We start from the raw sequence: 13,943 nt of genomic DNA, 5'->3' as shown, positions 1-13,943 counted from the left end.
GTTCTGATGAACATATTTACTGATTAAATAGAATTTTCTTCCATCTTCTCACGTCCCAGTTCCCGATAGCTACGGTCACCAACGACATCGACTGTAAACTGGCCGTTCTCGTATTCTAGAATGGTCACACTACCATTATCTAGACCATGCGGATGCATGCCATTGATGAGATAAACCATCGTACCAATGGTCATCCCGTGGCTGACAACAAGGGCATTCCTGCCACCGTGTTCTTCCATTTCTTTGGCAATCGACTCAAAGCCTTCCTTGATTCGGCTACTAAGTTTTTCCCAACCTTCAGCCCAACCAGCAGTATCAACCTCCACCAAGCCTTCTGCTAACTCGGCATAGGATAACTGATGAACATGATCCACCTTGAAAACACGCGGAATGACCCCCATAAAGAGATCCCCATCATAGGCCCCATCAAAACTACCAAAGCACCACTCACGGATTCGCTTATCCATACGGTAAGGGATTTTCCCCTGCAAGCCTAGTTCTTCTAGGACAATTCCCATAGTCTGAATCGTACGACCAGAGTCACTAGAATAAGCTCGGTCAAACTGCAAACCAGACTCTCTCAAGCCAATTCCCAGTTCATGGATTCCCAACACACCTTCTGCGGTTAGAGGCGTATCACTCCATCCTTGAGCACGTCCAATCGTGTTAAACATCGTTTTCCCATGACGGACCAAGTATAATCTTACTTTAGACATTTTCTATCCTCCATTTTCTTCTATTATATCATGGATCAAAGAAATATTCGGCTTTCAAAAGCAAAGCCAACATTTGTAAATTACCCAAAAGAAAAGCTACCCTCATGGTAGCTTCCCTAGGAGATTATTATGAAAAAGTTTAGGATTTCTATTAAATAAAGTTAGGAGGTCTTTATTTAATGATTATAGTATACACAGTCATCCTTAAACTCAACTTAAATCCTCTCGCTTTTTTATTAATTTTTAAAACTATGGATTGGAGCTGGGATTTGCCCACCGCGAGAAATGAAATCAACAGACGAAGCACCGTTGACCTTCATCACTGGAGCTGTCCCTAGCAAACCACCAAACTCAATCATATCGCCTTCTTTGCCCTTTGGAATAATACGAACAGCCGTTGTTTTCATGTTAATCACACCAATGGCCGCCTCATCCGCAATCATAGCTGCAATGGTTTCAGCAGGCGTATCTTCCGGAATGGCAATCATATCCAGCCCAACTGAACAGATAGCAGTCATGGCTTCTAGTTTCTCTAAATTCAGAGAGCCATCTTGCACCGCAGCAATCATCCCCTCATCTTCAGAAACGGGGATAAAAGCACCTGACAAGCCACCGACTTGGTTACAAGCCATCACTCCGCCCTTCTTAACTTGGTCATTCAAAAGAGCGAGGGCAGCCGTCGTCCCATGCGTACCAACTGTTTCTAGGCCCATTTCCTCAAGGACACGTGCCACAGAATCACCTACCGCAGGAGTAGGTGCCAAGCTTAGGTCGACAATTCCAAAGTCAACACCAAGGCGTTCACTCGCCATTTGCCCGACCAATTGACCGATACGAGTAATCTTAAAGGCCGTTTTCTTGACCGTCTCGGCTACTACATCAAAGCTCTGTCCACGAACCTTTTCCAAGGCACGCTTGACCACACCAGGACCCGAAACCCCGACATTGATGATAACATCTGCTTCACCGACACCATGGAAAGCCCCTGCCATAAAAGGATTGTCCTCAACAGCGTTAGCAAATACGACTAATTTGGCAGCTCCCATATCTGATAAGTTTGCTGTTGCCTTGATGATACGTCCCATATCTGCAACTGCAGTCATGTTGATACCTGACTTGGTTGAACCAATATTGACAGACGAACAGACCTTGTCTGTCTCAGCTAGAGCACGGGGGATAGAATTGATAAGAATCTCATCTCCTTTTTGGTAGCCTTTTTGTACCAAGGCCGAAAAACCTCCGATAAAGTCAACACCAATCTCCTTGGCAGCCTTGTCAAGTGCCTTTGCCAATACGACATAGTCCGTCGCATCTGTCGCTGCTCCAATCAAGGAAATCGGAGTCACCGATACTCGTTTATTAACAATAGGAATCCCAAGTTCTGCAGCAATTTCATCTCCTACAGCCACTAGATTTGCAGCTTTAGTTGTGATTTTTTGGTAAATTTTTTCAGCAGCACGTTCGATGTCTGGATCGATACAGTCCAAAAGGGAAATGCCCATGGTGATAGTTCTGATATCGAAGTTCTGCTCTTCGATCATGGCAATGGTTTCCGTAACTTGTCTAATATCCATGATGACCTCCTAGATATTATACATGGCGTCAAAAATCGCTGCACTTTGAATATTGATTTTAACATTCAAGGTCTGACCGAACGTTTCAAACTCATTTCGCAGATAAGTGAAATCCTGCTTTTCATCACTAGATACGACTGCCATCATGGTAAAATATTCATCCAACACCGTCTGAGAAATATCGTCAATATTCAAACCCAACTCTGCAATCTTAGTAGACACGCCAGCAACAATACCCGTCTTGTCCTTGCCAACCACTGTAATAATAGCCTTCATCTTTAGACTCCCATTCTACGATTATTAGAAAACCTGAACGTTTTTGATTTTCTTTTTCCTTAGTATAGCATATTTCCGTAAAAAATACTAAAAAACGCCTGCTTACGAAGTTGTTCTTAAACAAAAAACAATTTCGTAAACAAGCGTCTACCCTATCAAATGATGATGAGTGTTCCCGCTAGGACCGAAGTCCCAGCGGTAGACCAGAGCTAGACTAAGAGCACAAGACTCCATCATCATAACACTCAACAAAATTGATGATTTTATACTAATTCGATGATCGCCATTGGCGCAGCATCACCACGACGTGGTTCAGTTTTAAGGATACGAGTGTATCCACCGTTACGTTCAGCATAACGAGGTGCGATTTCTGAGAACAATTTTTGAAGTGCTGTAGTAGAAGTGTACTTATCAGTTGCTTCATCATAGTTTTCAGATGCGATTTCATTACGTACGAAAGCAGCTGCTTGACGACGTGCATGCAAATCACCACGTTTACCTAGAGTAATCATTTTTTCAACAGTTTTACGGATTTCTTTAGCACGAGCTTCAGTTGTCACGATTGATTCGTTGATCAAAAGGTCAGTTGTCAAATCGCGAAGCATTGCTTTACGTTGTGAGCTAGTGCGTCCTAGTTTACGGTAAGCCATGTATTCCTCCTTTATTTATCTTTTAATCCAAGACCCAAGTCAATGAGTTTGAGTTTCACTTCTTCCAAACTCTTGCGTCCAAGATTTCGTACTTTCATCATCTCTGCTTCAGATTTTTCTGTTAAATCATGCACAGTGTTGATACCGGCACGTTTCAAACAGTTGTATGAACGCACAGACAAGTCCAGTTCCTCAATCGTACGATCCAAAATACGATCGTCAGATTCAGTATCAGCTTCTTTCATCACCTCAGTTGACTTAGCAATCTCAGTAAGATTTGTAAACAAATCAAGATGTTCTGTCAAAATACGTGCTGAAAGCCCTAAAGCATCTTCAGGAATAATTGTTCCATTAGTCAAGATTTCAAGGGTTAATTTGTCAAATCCATCATTGCTACCTACACGAGCAGGCTCTACTTGATAGTTGACTTTTGTAACTGGTGTATAAATAGAATCTACAGCAAGTGTTCCAACTGGTGCATTATCTTTTTTGTTTTCATCAGCAGGTACATATCCACGACCACTGTTAACAGTCATTGTCGCTTTTAGAGAAGAACCTTCACCGATTGTAAAGAGATAATGATCTGGATTTACAATTTCAATATCACTATCAGTCAAAATGTCTCCAGCTGTAATTTCAGCAGGACCTTCAACGTCAAGTTCAATGATTTTTTCGTCTTCAACGTATGATTTCACTGCAATCCCTTTAATGTTCAGAATGATTTGCATCACGTCTTCACGAACACCTGGAACTGTGTCGAACTCATGCAAGACACCTTCAATGTTGATAGATGTCACTGCTGCTCCCGGTAGAGAAGCTAGTAGTACACGACGAAGAGAGTTACCAAGAGTTGTACCGTAACCACGTTCAAGTGGTTCGATTACAAACTTGCCATAATCTTTATTTTCATCAATTTTTGTTATATTTGGTTTTTCAAACTCAATCATTTAGTTACTCCCTCTTAAACGAAAAGCAGTGTAATGCGATGATTATACACGGCGACGTTTTGGAGGACGAGCACCATTGTGTGGCACTGGAGTCACATCACGAATTGCTGTTACTTCAAGACCAGCGGCAGCAAGCGCACGAATAGCTGACTCACGACCAGAACCTGGACCTTTTACAGTAACTTCAACTGATTTAAGACCGTGTTCTTGTGCAGATTTAGCAGCAGCTTCAGAAGCCATTTGAGCAGCGAATGGTGTAGATTTACGAGAACCTTTGAAACCAAGAGCACCAGCTGATGACCAAGCAATTGCATTACCATGCACATCAGTAATCATAACAATAGTGTTATTAAATGTAGCGTGAATATGAGCAATACCAGATTCGATATTCTTTTTCACACGACGTTTACGTGTTGGTTTAGCCAAGACTTTTACCTCCTATATTATTTTTTCTTACCAGCGATCGCAACAGCTTTACCTTTACGAGTGCGAGCGTTGTTTTTAGTGTTTTGTCCACGGACAGGAAGTCCACGACGGTGACGAATACCACGGTAAGAACCGATTTCCATCAAACGTTTGATGTTCAAGTTTACTTCACGACGAAGGTCACCTTCAACTTTGATTGCATCCACTTCACGACGGATAGCATCTTCTTGATCTGATGTAAGGTCACGTACACGAACATCTTCTGAGATTCCAGCAGCAGCCAAAATTTTCTTAGATGTTGCAAGTCCGATACCATAAACGTAAGTCAATGAGATTACTACGCGTTTGTCATTTGGAATGTCAACTCCAGCAATACGAGCCATGTTTTCTCCTTTCTATCTTATCCTTGACGTTGTTTGTGTTTTGGATTTGCTGGGCAAATTACCATAACACGACCATTACGACGAATTACTTTACAGTATTCGCAAATTGGTTTGACCGATGGTCTTACTTTCATTTCTTATCCCTCCAAGTTTTTCGATTATTTAAAGCGGTAAGTGATACGTCCACGTGTCAAGTCATATGGACTCATCTCGACAGTAACACGATCTCCCGCTAAAATACGAATATAGTTTTTACGAATTTTACCAGAAACTGTTGCTAAAATCTGATGTCCATTTTCAAGTTCAACCGTAAACATTGCGTTAGGCATTGTATCGACTACTTTGCCTTCAACTTCAATCACATCGTCTTTTGCCACGCAAAAGCACCTCCATAAATTTCGATTTGATGCCTCTAAACATAGAGACAACAATTATAAGTCAGACTATCTCAGTATAACATTTGTAACGATTTTTTGCAAGTGTGAAAAACGCTTTATTTCAAATTTGTCAATACTTTTTCGATGTCTTTGAACACATCATTGATATCTTGATTTCCTTCGATATCGTGGACCAAACCTTTGGCACGGTAGTGAGCAATGATTGGTTCACCTTGTGCGATATTAACATCCAACCGACGCTTAACTGTCTCAGGTTTGTCATCTTCGCGTTGGTAGTAATCTTCTTCTTTGTAGTCAACTGGTGGGTTGAAAACTTTGTGGAAGGTTTCACCTGTTTCGCGATGGATGATACGGCCGCTCAAACGTTCTAAGAGACAGTCTGGGTTCACTTCGATGTTAATCACACCTTCCAGTTCGATACCAAGTTCAGCCAATGTTTTGTCCAAGGCATGCGCTTGTTCAATCGTACGTGGGTAACCATCCAACAAGAAACCTGTTTCTTTGATGTCGTCCTGAGAAAGGCGTTCTTTAACAATTCCATTTGTAACTTCATCTGGAACCAACTCACCTTTGTCGATGTATGACTTGGCAAGTACACCCATTTCAGTTTGATTAGCCATAGCAGCACGGAACATATCTCCAGTTGAAATGTGTGCCACGTGGAATTGCTCCACAATTCTAGCTGCTTGCGTTCCCTTACCTGCTCCAGGTAAGCCCATAATCAAAAGATTCATGATAGGATCTCCTTATTTTGTATTTAAATAGACGCAGAAATTCGTTTCAACCCCTATTTAAAAACAAAATAGAAGAGGGGAGACGAAAGTCTCTTTGATAGGTAGACCTTCATACTCCACTCTCTAAGCAAAAGTAATCTTGCTTTTATTCTGTTTTGTCCATGAAACCAACATACTTACGTTTCAATAGATAACCTTCTAACTGTTTGATTCCTTCGATACCTGTCGAGATAATGATCAAAAGACTAGTTCCCCCAAAAGCAACAGCTTCTGAAAGGCCAAAGACATCTTTTGCCACAATCGGCAAGATTGAGATCACACCAAGGAAGATTGATCCGACTGTTGCAAGGCGACGAAGAAGTTTCGACATGAATTCTTCAGTCCCCTTACCAGGACGGACACCATGGATGTAGGCTCCACTCTTTTGCAAGTTTTCTGCTGCTTTCTCTGGATTGATCTGTACAAATGTATAGAAGAACGTAAAGAGAATGATGAGCAAGGCATACATAGCAACACCTGTCGGAGATGTTGTAGATAACATTTCCTGTGCTGTACGTACCCAAGCCCAATCATGACCTGTAGCACTCAAAAATTGAAGAATGGCTGCAGGTGCTGCTGTAATGGAACTTGCAAAGATAACTGGGATAACCCCCGCTGGGTTCACCTTCAATGGAAGGTATGAGCTTGATGGGGCTCCTTGAGCAACTTTTGTATATTGGATTGGAATTTTATATTCTGCCTGTTGAACATAGGTTGTAAAGTAAACAATCAACAAGACAGCGATAGTCAAAATAACGACAAAGATAATAGATGAAGTCAAACGGCTACTTGGGATATTGACGAAGTAGTCAACATAGATTCCTTTAATCATTTCAGGGATTGAAGCAACAATACCTGCAAAGATGATCATAGAAACACCGTTTCCGTATCCCTTATCTGTAATTTGTTCCCCGAGCCAAGTTACAATCATACTACCTGCTGTGAGGATAATACCAATAGTAACAAAAACTTGTGGAGTTAAAGCTGTCGTTAATAATTTCGCTCCAGATAGAGTATTAAATCCTGCTGTAATCCCGATAGATTGAACAAATGCAAGCACAAGTGCAATGTAACGAGTAGCCTGGTTTAGTTTTCTCCGTCCTACTTCCCCTTGTTTGCCCCATTCTACAAACTTCGGTAAAATATCCATTTGTAGCAATTGAACAACGATTGAAGCAGTGATATACGGACTTACTCCGAGTGCAAAAACGGAGAAGTTCTTCATGGCATTCCCTGAAACAAGACTGAGCATGTTCAAGAAAGATAAACCACTGAGAGCTTCTAAACTTTTTGCATTCACACCTGGAACAGTGATACTTGTCCCAATACGGAAAACAAGGATGATAAAAATCGTAAAGAGAATTTTTGATCGAACTTGTTTAACCTTGAGCGCTTCTTTTAGTAATTTAAAAAACATAGGTCACCTCTCTTAGATGACTTCTACAGAACCACCTTTAGCAGTGATAGCTTCCTCAGCTGATTTAGAGAATTTAGCTGCTTTCACAGTCAATTTCTTAGTCAACTCACCGTTACCAAGAATTTTAACTCCTGATTTTTCAGCTTTCACAATTCCTGCTTCGATAAGCACAACTGGAGTTACTTCTGCACCGTCTTCAAAGACGTTCAATTGGTCAAGGTTTACAATTGCGTATTCTTTAGCGTTGATGTTAGTGAATCCACGTTTTGGAAGACGACGGAACAATGGAGTTTGTCCTCCTTCAAAACCAAGGCGAACTCCGCCACCGCTACGAGCTTTTTGACCTTTTTGACCGCGACCAGATGTTTTACCGTTACCTGATGAAGTACCACGACCAACACGGTTACGTACTTTACGAGAACCTTCTGCAGGTTTCAATTCATGAAGTTTCATTATTATTTTCTCCTCTTTTGTAAAATGCTAGCGCCGATAAGAGAGAAAAGGTTGTCTCCCTTATCAACTCGCCTATACATGGTCATCTTAGATGACTATACCTAGTTTTAGGGGATGAGTATTGCCACATCCCCTAAAAATTCATTAGTTTACTTCTTCAACTGTTACCAAGTGAGATACTGCAGTGATCATACCACGGATAGCAGCGTTGTCTTCTTTGATAACAGAGCTGTTCAATTTGCCAAGTCCAAGTGCTACAACAGTTTTACGTTGTGATGGAATGCGTCCGATTGGAGACTTAGTCAAAGTAATTTTAATTTGAGCCATTTTATCCCCTTTCTTATGCCAAATCAGAAACTGAGATACCACGAAGGGCAGCAACTTCTTCAGCGCGTTTCAATTGTTTCAAACCTTCAACAGTTGCGCGAACAATGTTGATTGGAGTGTTAGAGCCAAGTGATTTAGATGTAATATCTGCCACACCTGCCAATTCCACAACGGCACGAACTGCACCACCAGCGGCAACTCCAGAACCTTCTACAGCAGGTTTCAACAATACTTTAGCTCCACCGAATTCTGAAAGAACTTCGTGAGGAATTGTTGTTCCAACCATAGGTACTTCAATCAAGTTTTTCTTAGCATCGTCTACTGCTTTACGGATTGCTTCTGGAACTTCTTGAGCTTTACCAGTACCAAATCCTACGCGACCATTGTGGTCACCAACAACAACAAGAGCTGCGAAACGGAGACGACGTCCACCTTTAACAACTTTTGTAACACGGTTGACAGCAACTACGCGTTCTTCAAATTCAACTGCATTGTCTTTAAATGCCATTTTCTAGTGTCCTCCTATTAGAATTTCAATCCGTTTTCACGAGCTGCATCAGCCAAAGCTTTCACACGTCCGTGATATAGATATCCACCGCGGTCGAACACCACTTCTGAAATACCTTTAGCACTTGCACGTTCTGCAACGAGTTTACCGACAGCAACGGCTTGTTCAGTTTTAGTTCCTTTTGAAACTTCTTTGTCAAGAGTTGAAGCACTTGCGAGCGTTACACCCGCTACGTCATCAATCACTTGAGCGTAGATGCCTGTATTAGAACGGAATACGTTCAAACGTGGGCGATCAGCAGTTCCAGAGAGTTTTCCGCGAACGCGACGGTGGCGTTTTTGGCGGAGTTTGTTTTTATCTGGTTTAGAAATCACAGTTTTCACCTCTTTAGTTTTAAATCGTGTGCTATGCACAAAGTTGGAAAATAGGTCGGTGGTTGAAGATCAACCACTCAACATTATTTACCTGTTTTACCTTCTTTAAGACGAACGTATTCGCCAACGTAACGGATACCTTTACCTTTATATGGTTCAGGTGAGCGAAGGCTACGTACGTAAGCAGCTGTTTGACCAACTACTTCTTTTGAAATTCCGCTGATAGCAATTGTTGTTGGGTTTGGAAGTTCAAAAGTAATTCCTTCTGGAGCTTCAACTTCGTCTGGATGAGATTTACCTACAGCCAAAACAAGTTTGTTTCCTTGAAGTTGTGCACGGTAACCAACCCCGCGCATTTCAAGTACTTTCTTGAATCCTTCTGATACACCAACAACCATGTTGTTCAAAAGGGCACGAGTAGTTCCATGGATTGTTTTCATTTCTTTTGAATCGTTTGGACGGTGAAGAGTTACTTCAGTACCTTCCACACGGATTTCAATATCTTTTGAGAACTCACGAGTAAGTTCTCCTTTAGGTCCTTTTACAGTTACTACGTTGTCATTGTTAGTGATTTCAACACCAGCAGGCAACACGATAACTTTATTACCAATACGTGACATGTTTATTTTCTCCTGTTAAATTGTCAGGCCACTACAGCCAGTTTTCACGGGGTTAAATCGATTTCTCGATTAAAGGAACATTTAGGTTTCAATTTCAAAGTGAATCTAGACATCGTCTCGCAGGCATAACTTTTGATTAGCCTAGAGGCGATAACGAAGAGTCACAAAGAAATTGAGAGCTAAATATTACCAAACGTAAGCGATAACTTCTCCACCAACATTCTTTTGGCGTGCTTCTTTATCAGTAAGCAAACCTTCAGAAGTTGAAAGGATAGCAATTCCAAGTCCGTTAAGAACTTTTGGAAGATCTTCACGTTTTTTGTAGACACGAAGTCCTGGTTTAGAAACACGTTTCAAGTTAGTGATAACTTTTTCACCGTTTGGTCCGTATTTAAGGAATACACGGATGATGCCTTGTTTGTCATCTTCGATGATTTCAACGTTCTTTACAAAACCTTCGCGTTTAAGGATTTCAGCAATCCCTTTTTTGATGTTTGATGCAGGTACTTCAAGTACTTCGTGTTTCGCTTGGTTAGCGTTACGAATACGAGTTAGGAAGTCTGCGATTGGGTCAGTCATAACCATTTTGTTTTTCTCCTCTTACTAGTAGTTTGCAAGTCGCACTTGCTAGTTAATACATGATACAAAGAGCGTGACAGCAAGAGCAAAAATAGGCAATTTGATGCAGGAGCGATGCTCCAAAACAAATTGGTCTTTTTTGCCAAAGCTGTAGCTCGTGTTCAAATTGGAAAGCCCAACTGAACCCGGGCTAAACTCTGTGTGAAAAAGATAAACTTTCCTAGAAACTTCAGTTTCTTCGTCAAGTTACCTATTTTCACTTGGAGTTTTTACGCCCTTGATATCTTAAATTACCAAGATGCTTTTGTTACACCAGGAATTTGTCCTTTGTAAGCTAATTCACGGAAGCAAACACGGCAAAGTTTAAATTTGCGGTAAACTGAATGTGGACGACCACATTTTTCACAACGAGTATAAGCTTGAGTAGAGAACTTCGCTGGACGTTTGTTCTTAGCAATCATTGATTTTTTAGCCATTAGATTTACCTCCTATATTATTTTGCAAAAGGCATTCCAAGGCCTGTAAGCAATGCACGTGACTCTTCGTCAGTGTTAGCAGTTGTTACGATAACAATGTCAAGACCACGAGTTTTGTCAACGTCATCAAAGTTGATTTCTGGGAAGATCAATTGTTCCTTCACACCAAGTGTGTAGTTCCCGCGTCCATCAAATGATTTTGTTGGAACACCGTGGAAGTCACGTACACGTGGAAGTGAAACTGAAACCAATTTGTCCAAGAATTCGTACATACGTTCACCACGAAGGGTAACTTTTGCACCGATCGCTACACCTTCACGAAGACGGAAGCCGGCGATTGATTTTTTAGCTTTAGTGATAAGTGGTTTTTGACCTGAGATAAGTGCCAATTCTTCAGCAGCTTTTTCAAGGCTTTTAGCGTTTGATACAGCTTCACCAACACCCATGTTCAAAACGATCTTATCTACTTTAGGCACAGCCATCACTGATGAGTAGTTGAATTGTTCTGTCAAAGCAGGAACTACTTCATTAAGATATTTTTCTTTTAAACGATTTGCCATTATACTTCTCCTTTCCTTCGTGATTAATCAAGCACTTCGCCTGATTTTTTGTTGTAGCGAACTTTTTTACCGTCTACAAATTTGTAACCAACACGACCAGCTACACCGTTTTTATCCAAAACTTGAACGTTTGATACGTGGATAGCTGCTTCTTTCTCGATGATACCACCTTGAGGAAGTTCGTTAGTTGGACGTTGGTGTTTCTTAACGATATTCACACCTTCAACGATAACTTTGTTTACTTTTGGAAGGGCAGTAAGGACAACAGCTTCTGTTCCCTTATCTTTACCAGCGATTACGCGAACTTTGTCGCCTTTTTTTACAAACATTAGGTTTCTCCTTGATTTTTCTTACGCCCATAAGGGCACCCTGGAGGTGAATCCAGGGGACTAGTTTGTTTGTTTTTGCTCTGCGAAAATCAAAGCAATCCTTCGTCAGTTTCAACTCACCTAACTTAAGTTATGCTTTCGTCTTACTTCCTAGACTTGTTTTAATTTTCTTTGAGCAACCAATTAAAGTACTTCTGGAGCAAGTGACACGATCTTCATGAAGCCACCTTCACGCAATTCACGTGCAACTGGGCCAAAGATACGTGTTCCGCGAGGAGTTTTGTCTTCACGGATGATAACTGCTGCGTTTTCGTCAAATTTGATGTATGAACCATCAGCACGACGAGCACCTGATTTAGTACGAACGATAACAGCTTTTACAACGTCACCTTTTTTAACCGCACCACCAGGAGTAGCTTGTTTTACAGATGCCACAATAACATCACCGATGTTTGCAAATTTACGTCCTGAACCACCAAGAACTTTGATAGTCAAGATTTCGCGAGCACCGCTGTTGTCTGCGACTTTCAAACGAGTTTCTGTTTGAATCATTTCAGTTTTCTCCTTTCAGGTTTGATTAGATGATGACCGCTTCTTCAACAACTTCTACAAGACGGAAACGTTTTGTAGCTGAAAGCGGACGAGTTTCCATGATACGTACGATATCGCCTTCTTTGGCAACATTGTTTTCATCATGTGCTTTGTATTTTTTAGAGTAGTTAATACGTTTACCATAGACTGGGTGGTTACGTTTTGTTTCAACTACAACTGTGATTGTCTTGTCCATTTTGTCAGATACAACACGTCCAACAAGAACTTTACGATTATTGCGTTCCATTGAAATTTCTCCTTCCCTAGTCTATTATTTCGCTTCAGATTGAACTGTTTTAATACGAGCGATTTGTTTTTTAACTTCTTTCAAGCGAGCTGTTTGTTCCAATTGACCAGTAGCAGCTTGGAAACGAAGTTCAAACAATTCTTTTTTCAATTCGTTTTCGCGCTTCGCGAGTTCTTCTTGAGAAAGACCACGAAGTTCTTTAACAAATTCTTTTACTTCATTAAGTTTCATGCCTTCTCCTTATTCTGCTTCACGTTTTACGAATTTACATTTAACTGGCAATTTGTGGCTTGCAAGACGAAGCGCTTCGCGAGCGATCTCTTCAGATACACCAGCAACTTCAAACATCACTTTACCACGTTTAACTGGTGCTACCCAACCTTCAGGTGCCCCTTTACCAGATCCCATACGCACACCGATAGCTTTAGCAGTGTATGATTTGTGTGGGAAGATTTTAATCCAAACTTTACCACCACGTTTCATGTAACGAGTCATGGCGATACGAGCAGCTTCGATTTGGCGGTTAGTGATCCAGTGGCTAGTTGTAGCTTGAAGACCGTATTCACCGAATGCTACTTCTTTTCCACCTTTTGCTTCACCGCGCATTTTTCCACGGAATTCACGACGGTGTTTAACACGTTTAGGTACTAACATTGGTTATTTACCTCCTTTAGTGTTTTTACGAGCTGGAAGAACTTCACCACGGTAGATCCATACTTTAACACCAAGTTTACCGTATGTAGTATCTGCTTCTTCCCAAGCGTAATCGATATCTGCACGAAGTGTGTGAAGTGGAACAGTTCCTTCAGAGTATCCTTCAGCACGGGCGATATCTGCACCGTTCAAACGACCTGATACTTGAGTTTTGATTCCTTTAGCTCCAGCACGCATTGCACGTTGGATTGCTTGTTTTTGTGCACGACGGAAAGCAACACGTTGCTCCAATTGACGAGCAATTCCTTCACCTACAAGGTGAGCATCCAAATCAGGTTGTTTGATTTCGATGATGTTGATGTGTACTTGTTTTCCAGTCAATTTGTTAAGTTTTGCACGGAGTGCATCAACGTTAGCACCACCTTTACCGATAACCATACCTGGTTTAGCAGTGTGAAGTGAAACGTTAACTTTGTTTACTGCGCGTTCGATTTCGATAGTTGAAACCGCTGCGTCAGCTAGTTCTTTTTGAACGAATTTACGGATTGCAAGATCTTCATGAAGGTAATCCGCGTATTCTTTTTCAGCATACCATTTGGCATCCCAATCACGGATGATGCCGACACGCATACCAATTGGATGTACTTTTTGACCCACGATGTTAC

At 41.3% G+C, this 13,943-nt stretch carries 25 protein-coding genes; all 25 read right to left on the bottom strand.

What is annotated here, in order from left to right:
- Positions 1 to 23 precede the first annotated feature (23 nt).
- Positions 24 to 716, bottom strand: a complete 693-nt coding sequence (locus HMPREF8571_RS03760) for a histidine phosphatase family protein (RefSeq protein WP_000049293.1) — start codon at positions 714 to 716, stop codon at positions 24 to 26.
- 236 nt (positions 717 to 952) lie between these two features.
- Positions 953 to 2,290 (bottom strand): PFL family protein, encoded by a 1,338-nt coding sequence (locus HMPREF8571_RS03755; RefSeq protein ID WP_000354873.1) that lies wholly within the window; start codon positions 2,288 to 2,290, stop codon positions 953 to 955.
- A gap of 9 nt (positions 2,291 to 2,299) precedes the next feature.
- Positions 2,300 to 2,566, bottom strand: a complete 267-nt coding sequence (locus tag HMPREF8571_RS03750) for an ACT domain-containing protein (RefSeq protein ID WP_000644135.1) — start codon at positions 2,564 to 2,566, stop codon at positions 2,300 to 2,302.
- Positions 2,567 to 2,829: 263 nt separating this feature from the next.
- The gene (gene rplQ, locus HMPREF8571_RS03745; protein WP_000331493.1) at positions 2,830 to 3,216 is read right to left on the bottom strand and encodes a 50S ribosomal protein L17; all 387 of its coding nucleotides are present in this window, start codon (positions 3,214 to 3,216) and stop codon (positions 2,830 to 2,832) included.
- A gap of 11 nt (positions 3,217 to 3,227) precedes the next feature.
- Complete coding sequence (locus HMPREF8571_RS03740) at positions 3,228 to 4,163, bottom strand: DNA-directed RNA polymerase subunit alpha (RefSeq protein ID WP_000568993.1); 936 nt, start codon at positions 4,161 to 4,163, stop codon at positions 3,228 to 3,230.
- A 42-nt stretch (positions 4,164 to 4,205) separates the two neighbouring features.
- Positions 4,206 to 4,589, bottom strand: coding sequence for a 30S ribosomal protein S11 (gene rpsK, locus HMPREF8571_RS03735; protein WP_001118385.1), 384 nt, complete (start codon positions 4,587 to 4,589; stop codon positions 4,206 to 4,208).
- A 17-nt stretch (positions 4,590 to 4,606) separates the two neighbouring features.
- The gene (rpsM, locus tag HMPREF8571_RS03730; protein WP_000090781.1) at positions 4,607 to 4,972 is read right to left on the bottom strand and encodes a 30S ribosomal protein S13; all 366 of its coding nucleotides are present in this window, start codon (positions 4,970 to 4,972) and stop codon (positions 4,607 to 4,609) included.
- Positions 4,973 to 4,989: 17 nt separating this feature from the next.
- Positions 4,990 to 5,106: a 50S ribosomal protein L36 gene (gene rpmJ, locus HMPREF8571_RS03725; protein ID WP_001808836.1), complete on the bottom strand. Its 117-nt coding sequence runs from the start codon at positions 5,104 to 5,106 to the stop codon at positions 4,990 to 4,992.
- A 24-nt stretch (positions 5,107 to 5,130) separates the two neighbouring features.
- Complete coding sequence (infA, locus tag HMPREF8571_RS03720; protein ID WP_001029883.1) at positions 5,131 to 5,349, bottom strand: translation initiation factor IF-1; 219 nt, start codon at positions 5,347 to 5,349, stop codon at positions 5,131 to 5,133.
- Positions 5,350 to 5,465: 116 nt separating this feature from the next.
- Positions 5,466 to 6,104 (bottom strand): adenylate kinase, encoded by a 639-nt coding sequence (locus tag HMPREF8571_RS03715; RefSeq protein WP_001050452.1) that lies wholly within the window; start codon positions 6,102 to 6,104, stop codon positions 5,466 to 5,468.
- A gap of 145 nt (positions 6,105 to 6,249) precedes the next feature.
- The gene (gene secY, locus HMPREF8571_RS03710) at positions 6,250 to 7,560 is read right to left on the bottom strand and encodes a preprotein translocase subunit SecY (protein WP_000465389.1); all 1,311 of its coding nucleotides are present in this window, start codon (positions 7,558 to 7,560) and stop codon (positions 6,250 to 6,252) included.
- A gap of 12 nt (positions 7,561 to 7,572) precedes the next feature.
- Positions 7,573 to 8,013, bottom strand: coding sequence for a 50S ribosomal protein L15 (rplO, locus tag HMPREF8571_RS03705; RefSeq protein WP_000766089.1), 441 nt, complete (start codon positions 8,011 to 8,013; stop codon positions 7,573 to 7,575).
- Between the two features lie 144 nt (positions 8,014 to 8,157).
- The gene (gene rpmD, locus HMPREF8571_RS03700) at positions 8,158 to 8,340 is read right to left on the bottom strand and encodes a 50S ribosomal protein L30 (RefSeq protein ID WP_000057241.1); all 183 of its coding nucleotides are present in this window, start codon (positions 8,338 to 8,340) and stop codon (positions 8,158 to 8,160) included.
- 13 nt (positions 8,341 to 8,353) lie between these two features.
- Complete coding sequence (gene rpsE, locus HMPREF8571_RS03695; protein ID WP_000874196.1) at positions 8,354 to 8,848, bottom strand: 30S ribosomal protein S5; 495 nt, start codon at positions 8,846 to 8,848, stop codon at positions 8,354 to 8,356.
- Between the two features lie 17 nt (positions 8,849 to 8,865).
- Positions 8,866 to 9,222 (bottom strand): 50S ribosomal protein L18, encoded by a 357-nt coding sequence (gene rplR / locus HMPREF8571_RS03690; protein ID WP_004251098.1) that lies wholly within the window; start codon positions 9,220 to 9,222, stop codon positions 8,866 to 8,868.
- A gap of 83 nt (positions 9,223 to 9,305) precedes the next feature.
- Positions 9,306 to 9,842: a 50S ribosomal protein L6 gene (gene rplF / locus HMPREF8571_RS03685; protein ID WP_000086628.1), complete on the bottom strand. Its 537-nt coding sequence runs from the start codon at positions 9,840 to 9,842 to the stop codon at positions 9,306 to 9,308.
- 186 nt (positions 9,843 to 10,028) lie between these two features.
- On the bottom strand, positions 10,029 to 10,427 hold the full coding sequence (rpsH, locus tag HMPREF8571_RS03680) for a 30S ribosomal protein S8 (RefSeq protein WP_000245504.1): 399 nt from the start codon (positions 10,425 to 10,427) through the stop codon (positions 10,029 to 10,031).
- Between the two features lie 284 nt (positions 10,428 to 10,711).
- On the bottom strand, positions 10,712 to 10,897 hold the full coding sequence (locus HMPREF8571_RS03675) for a type Z 30S ribosomal protein S14 (RefSeq protein ID WP_001085697.1): 186 nt from the start codon (positions 10,895 to 10,897) through the stop codon (positions 10,712 to 10,714).
- 17 nt (positions 10,898 to 10,914) lie between these two features.
- Positions 10,915 to 11,457: a 50S ribosomal protein L5 gene (rplE, locus tag HMPREF8571_RS03670; protein ID WP_000013542.1), complete on the bottom strand. Its 543-nt coding sequence runs from the start codon at positions 11,455 to 11,457 to the stop codon at positions 10,915 to 10,917.
- A gap of 23 nt (positions 11,458 to 11,480) precedes the next feature.
- The gene (rplX, locus tag HMPREF8571_RS03665) at positions 11,481 to 11,786 is read right to left on the bottom strand and encodes a 50S ribosomal protein L24 (protein ID WP_000497691.1); all 306 of its coding nucleotides are present in this window, start codon (positions 11,784 to 11,786) and stop codon (positions 11,481 to 11,483) included.
- A gap of 183 nt (positions 11,787 to 11,969) precedes the next feature.
- The gene (rplN, locus tag HMPREF8571_RS03660) at positions 11,970 to 12,338 is read right to left on the bottom strand and encodes a 50S ribosomal protein L14 (protein WP_000616545.1); all 369 of its coding nucleotides are present in this window, start codon (positions 12,336 to 12,338) and stop codon (positions 11,970 to 11,972) included.
- A 25-nt stretch (positions 12,339 to 12,363) separates the two neighbouring features.
- Positions 12,364 to 12,624: a 30S ribosomal protein S17 gene (rpsQ, locus tag HMPREF8571_RS03655; protein ID WP_000440801.1), complete on the bottom strand. Its 261-nt coding sequence runs from the start codon at positions 12,622 to 12,624 to the stop codon at positions 12,364 to 12,366.
- A 24-nt stretch (positions 12,625 to 12,648) separates the two neighbouring features.
- Entirely contained in the window at positions 12,649 to 12,855 is a 207-nt protein-coding gene (rpmC, locus tag HMPREF8571_RS03650; protein ID WP_000772918.1) for a 50S ribosomal protein L29, read from the bottom strand.
- A 9-nt stretch (positions 12,856 to 12,864) separates the two neighbouring features.
- The gene (gene rplP, locus HMPREF8571_RS03645) at positions 12,865 to 13,278 is read right to left on the bottom strand and encodes a 50S ribosomal protein L16 (protein ID WP_000960948.1); all 414 of its coding nucleotides are present in this window, start codon (positions 13,276 to 13,278) and stop codon (positions 12,865 to 12,867) included.
- 3 nt (positions 13,279 to 13,281) lie between these two features.
- Complete coding sequence (rpsC, locus tag HMPREF8571_RS03640; RefSeq protein ID WP_000529936.1) at positions 13,282 to 13,935, bottom strand: 30S ribosomal protein S3; 654 nt, start codon at positions 13,933 to 13,935, stop codon at positions 13,282 to 13,284.
- Positions 13,936 to 13,943 lie beyond the last annotated feature (8 nt).

Source organism: Streptococcus mitis ATCC 6249, from assembly GCF_000146585.1.
Taxonomy (GTDB): domain Bacteria; phylum Bacillota; class Bacilli; order Lactobacillales; family Streptococcaceae; genus Streptococcus; species Streptococcus mitis_AZ.
Note: the sequence above shows the minus strand (reverse complement) of the source record. Positions and strands in the feature narration are given on the sequence as shown.

Excerpts from the sequence above, each read along its gene's own strand:
- HMPREF8571_RS03760 (WP_000049293.1), bottom strand. The coding sequence starts at position 716 with ATGTCTAAAGTAAGATTATACTTGGTCCGTCATGGGAAAACGATGTTT.
- HMPREF8571_RS03755 (WP_000354873.1), bottom strand. The coding sequence starts at position 2,290 with ATGGATATTAGACAAGTTACGGAAACCATTGCCATGATCGAAGAGCAG.
- HMPREF8571_RS03750 (WP_000644135.1), bottom strand. The coding sequence starts at position 2,566 with ATGAAGGCTATTATTACAGTGGTTGGCAAGGACAAGACGGGTATTGTT.
- rplQ (WP_000331493.1), bottom strand. The coding sequence starts at position 3,216 with ATGGCTTACCGTAAACTAGGACGCACTAGCTCACAACGTAAAGCAATG.
- HMPREF8571_RS03740 (WP_000568993.1), bottom strand. The coding sequence starts at position 4,163 with ATGATTGAGTTTGAAAAACCAAATATAACAAAAATTGATGAAAATAAA.
- rpsM (WP_000090781.1), bottom strand. The coding sequence starts at position 4,972 with ATGGCTCGTATTGCTGGAGTTGACATTCCAAATGACAAACGCGTAGTA.
- rpmJ (WP_001808836.1), bottom strand. The coding sequence starts at position 5,106 with ATGAAAGTAAGACCATCGGTCAAACCAATTTGCGAATACTGTAAAGTA.
- HMPREF8571_RS03715 (WP_001050452.1), bottom strand. The coding sequence starts at position 6,104 with ATGAATCTTTTGATTATGGGCTTACCTGGAGCAGGTAAGGGAACGCAA.
- secY (WP_000465389.1), bottom strand. The coding sequence starts at position 7,560 with ATGTTTTTTAAATTACTAAAAGAAGCGCTCAAGGTTAAACAAGTTCGA.
- rplO (WP_000766089.1), bottom strand. The coding sequence starts at position 8,013 with ATGAAACTTCATGAATTGAAACCTGCAGAAGGTTCTCGTAAAGTACGT.
- rpmD (WP_000057241.1), bottom strand. The coding sequence starts at position 8,340 with ATGGCTCAAATTAAAATTACTTTGACTAAGTCTCCAATCGGACGCATT.
- rpsE (WP_000874196.1), bottom strand. The coding sequence starts at position 8,848 with ATGGCATTTAAAGACAATGCAGTTGAATTTGAAGAACGCGTAGTTGCT.
- rplF (WP_000086628.1), bottom strand. The coding sequence starts at position 9,842 with ATGTCACGTATTGGTAATAAAGTTATCGTGTTGCCTGCTGGTGTTGAA.
- rpsH (WP_000245504.1), bottom strand. The coding sequence starts at position 10,427 with ATGGTTATGACTGACCCAATCGCAGACTTCCTAACTCGTATTCGTAAC.
- HMPREF8571_RS03675 (WP_001085697.1), bottom strand. The coding sequence starts at position 10,897 with ATGGCTAAAAAATCAATGATTGCTAAGAACAAACGTCCAGCGAAGTTC.
- rplE (WP_000013542.1), bottom strand. The coding sequence starts at position 11,457 with ATGGCAAATCGTTTAAAAGAAAAATATCTTAATGAAGTAGTTCCTGCT.
- rplX (WP_000497691.1), bottom strand. The coding sequence starts at position 11,786 with ATGTTTGTAAAAAAAGGCGACAAAGTTCGCGTAATCGCTGGTAAAGAT.
- rplN (WP_000616545.1), bottom strand. The coding sequence starts at position 12,338 with ATGATTCAAACAGAAACTCGTTTGAAAGTCGCAGACAACAGCGGTGCT.
- rpsQ (WP_000440801.1), bottom strand. The coding sequence starts at position 12,624 with ATGGAACGCAATAATCGTAAAGTTCTTGTTGGACGTGTTGTATCTGAC.
- rpmC (WP_000772918.1), bottom strand. The coding sequence starts at position 12,855 with ATGAAACTTAATGAAGTAAAAGAATTTGTTAAAGAACTTCGTGGTCTT.
- rplP (WP_000960948.1), bottom strand. The coding sequence starts at position 13,278 with ATGTTAGTACCTAAACGTGTTAAACACCGTCGTGAATTCCGTGGAAAA.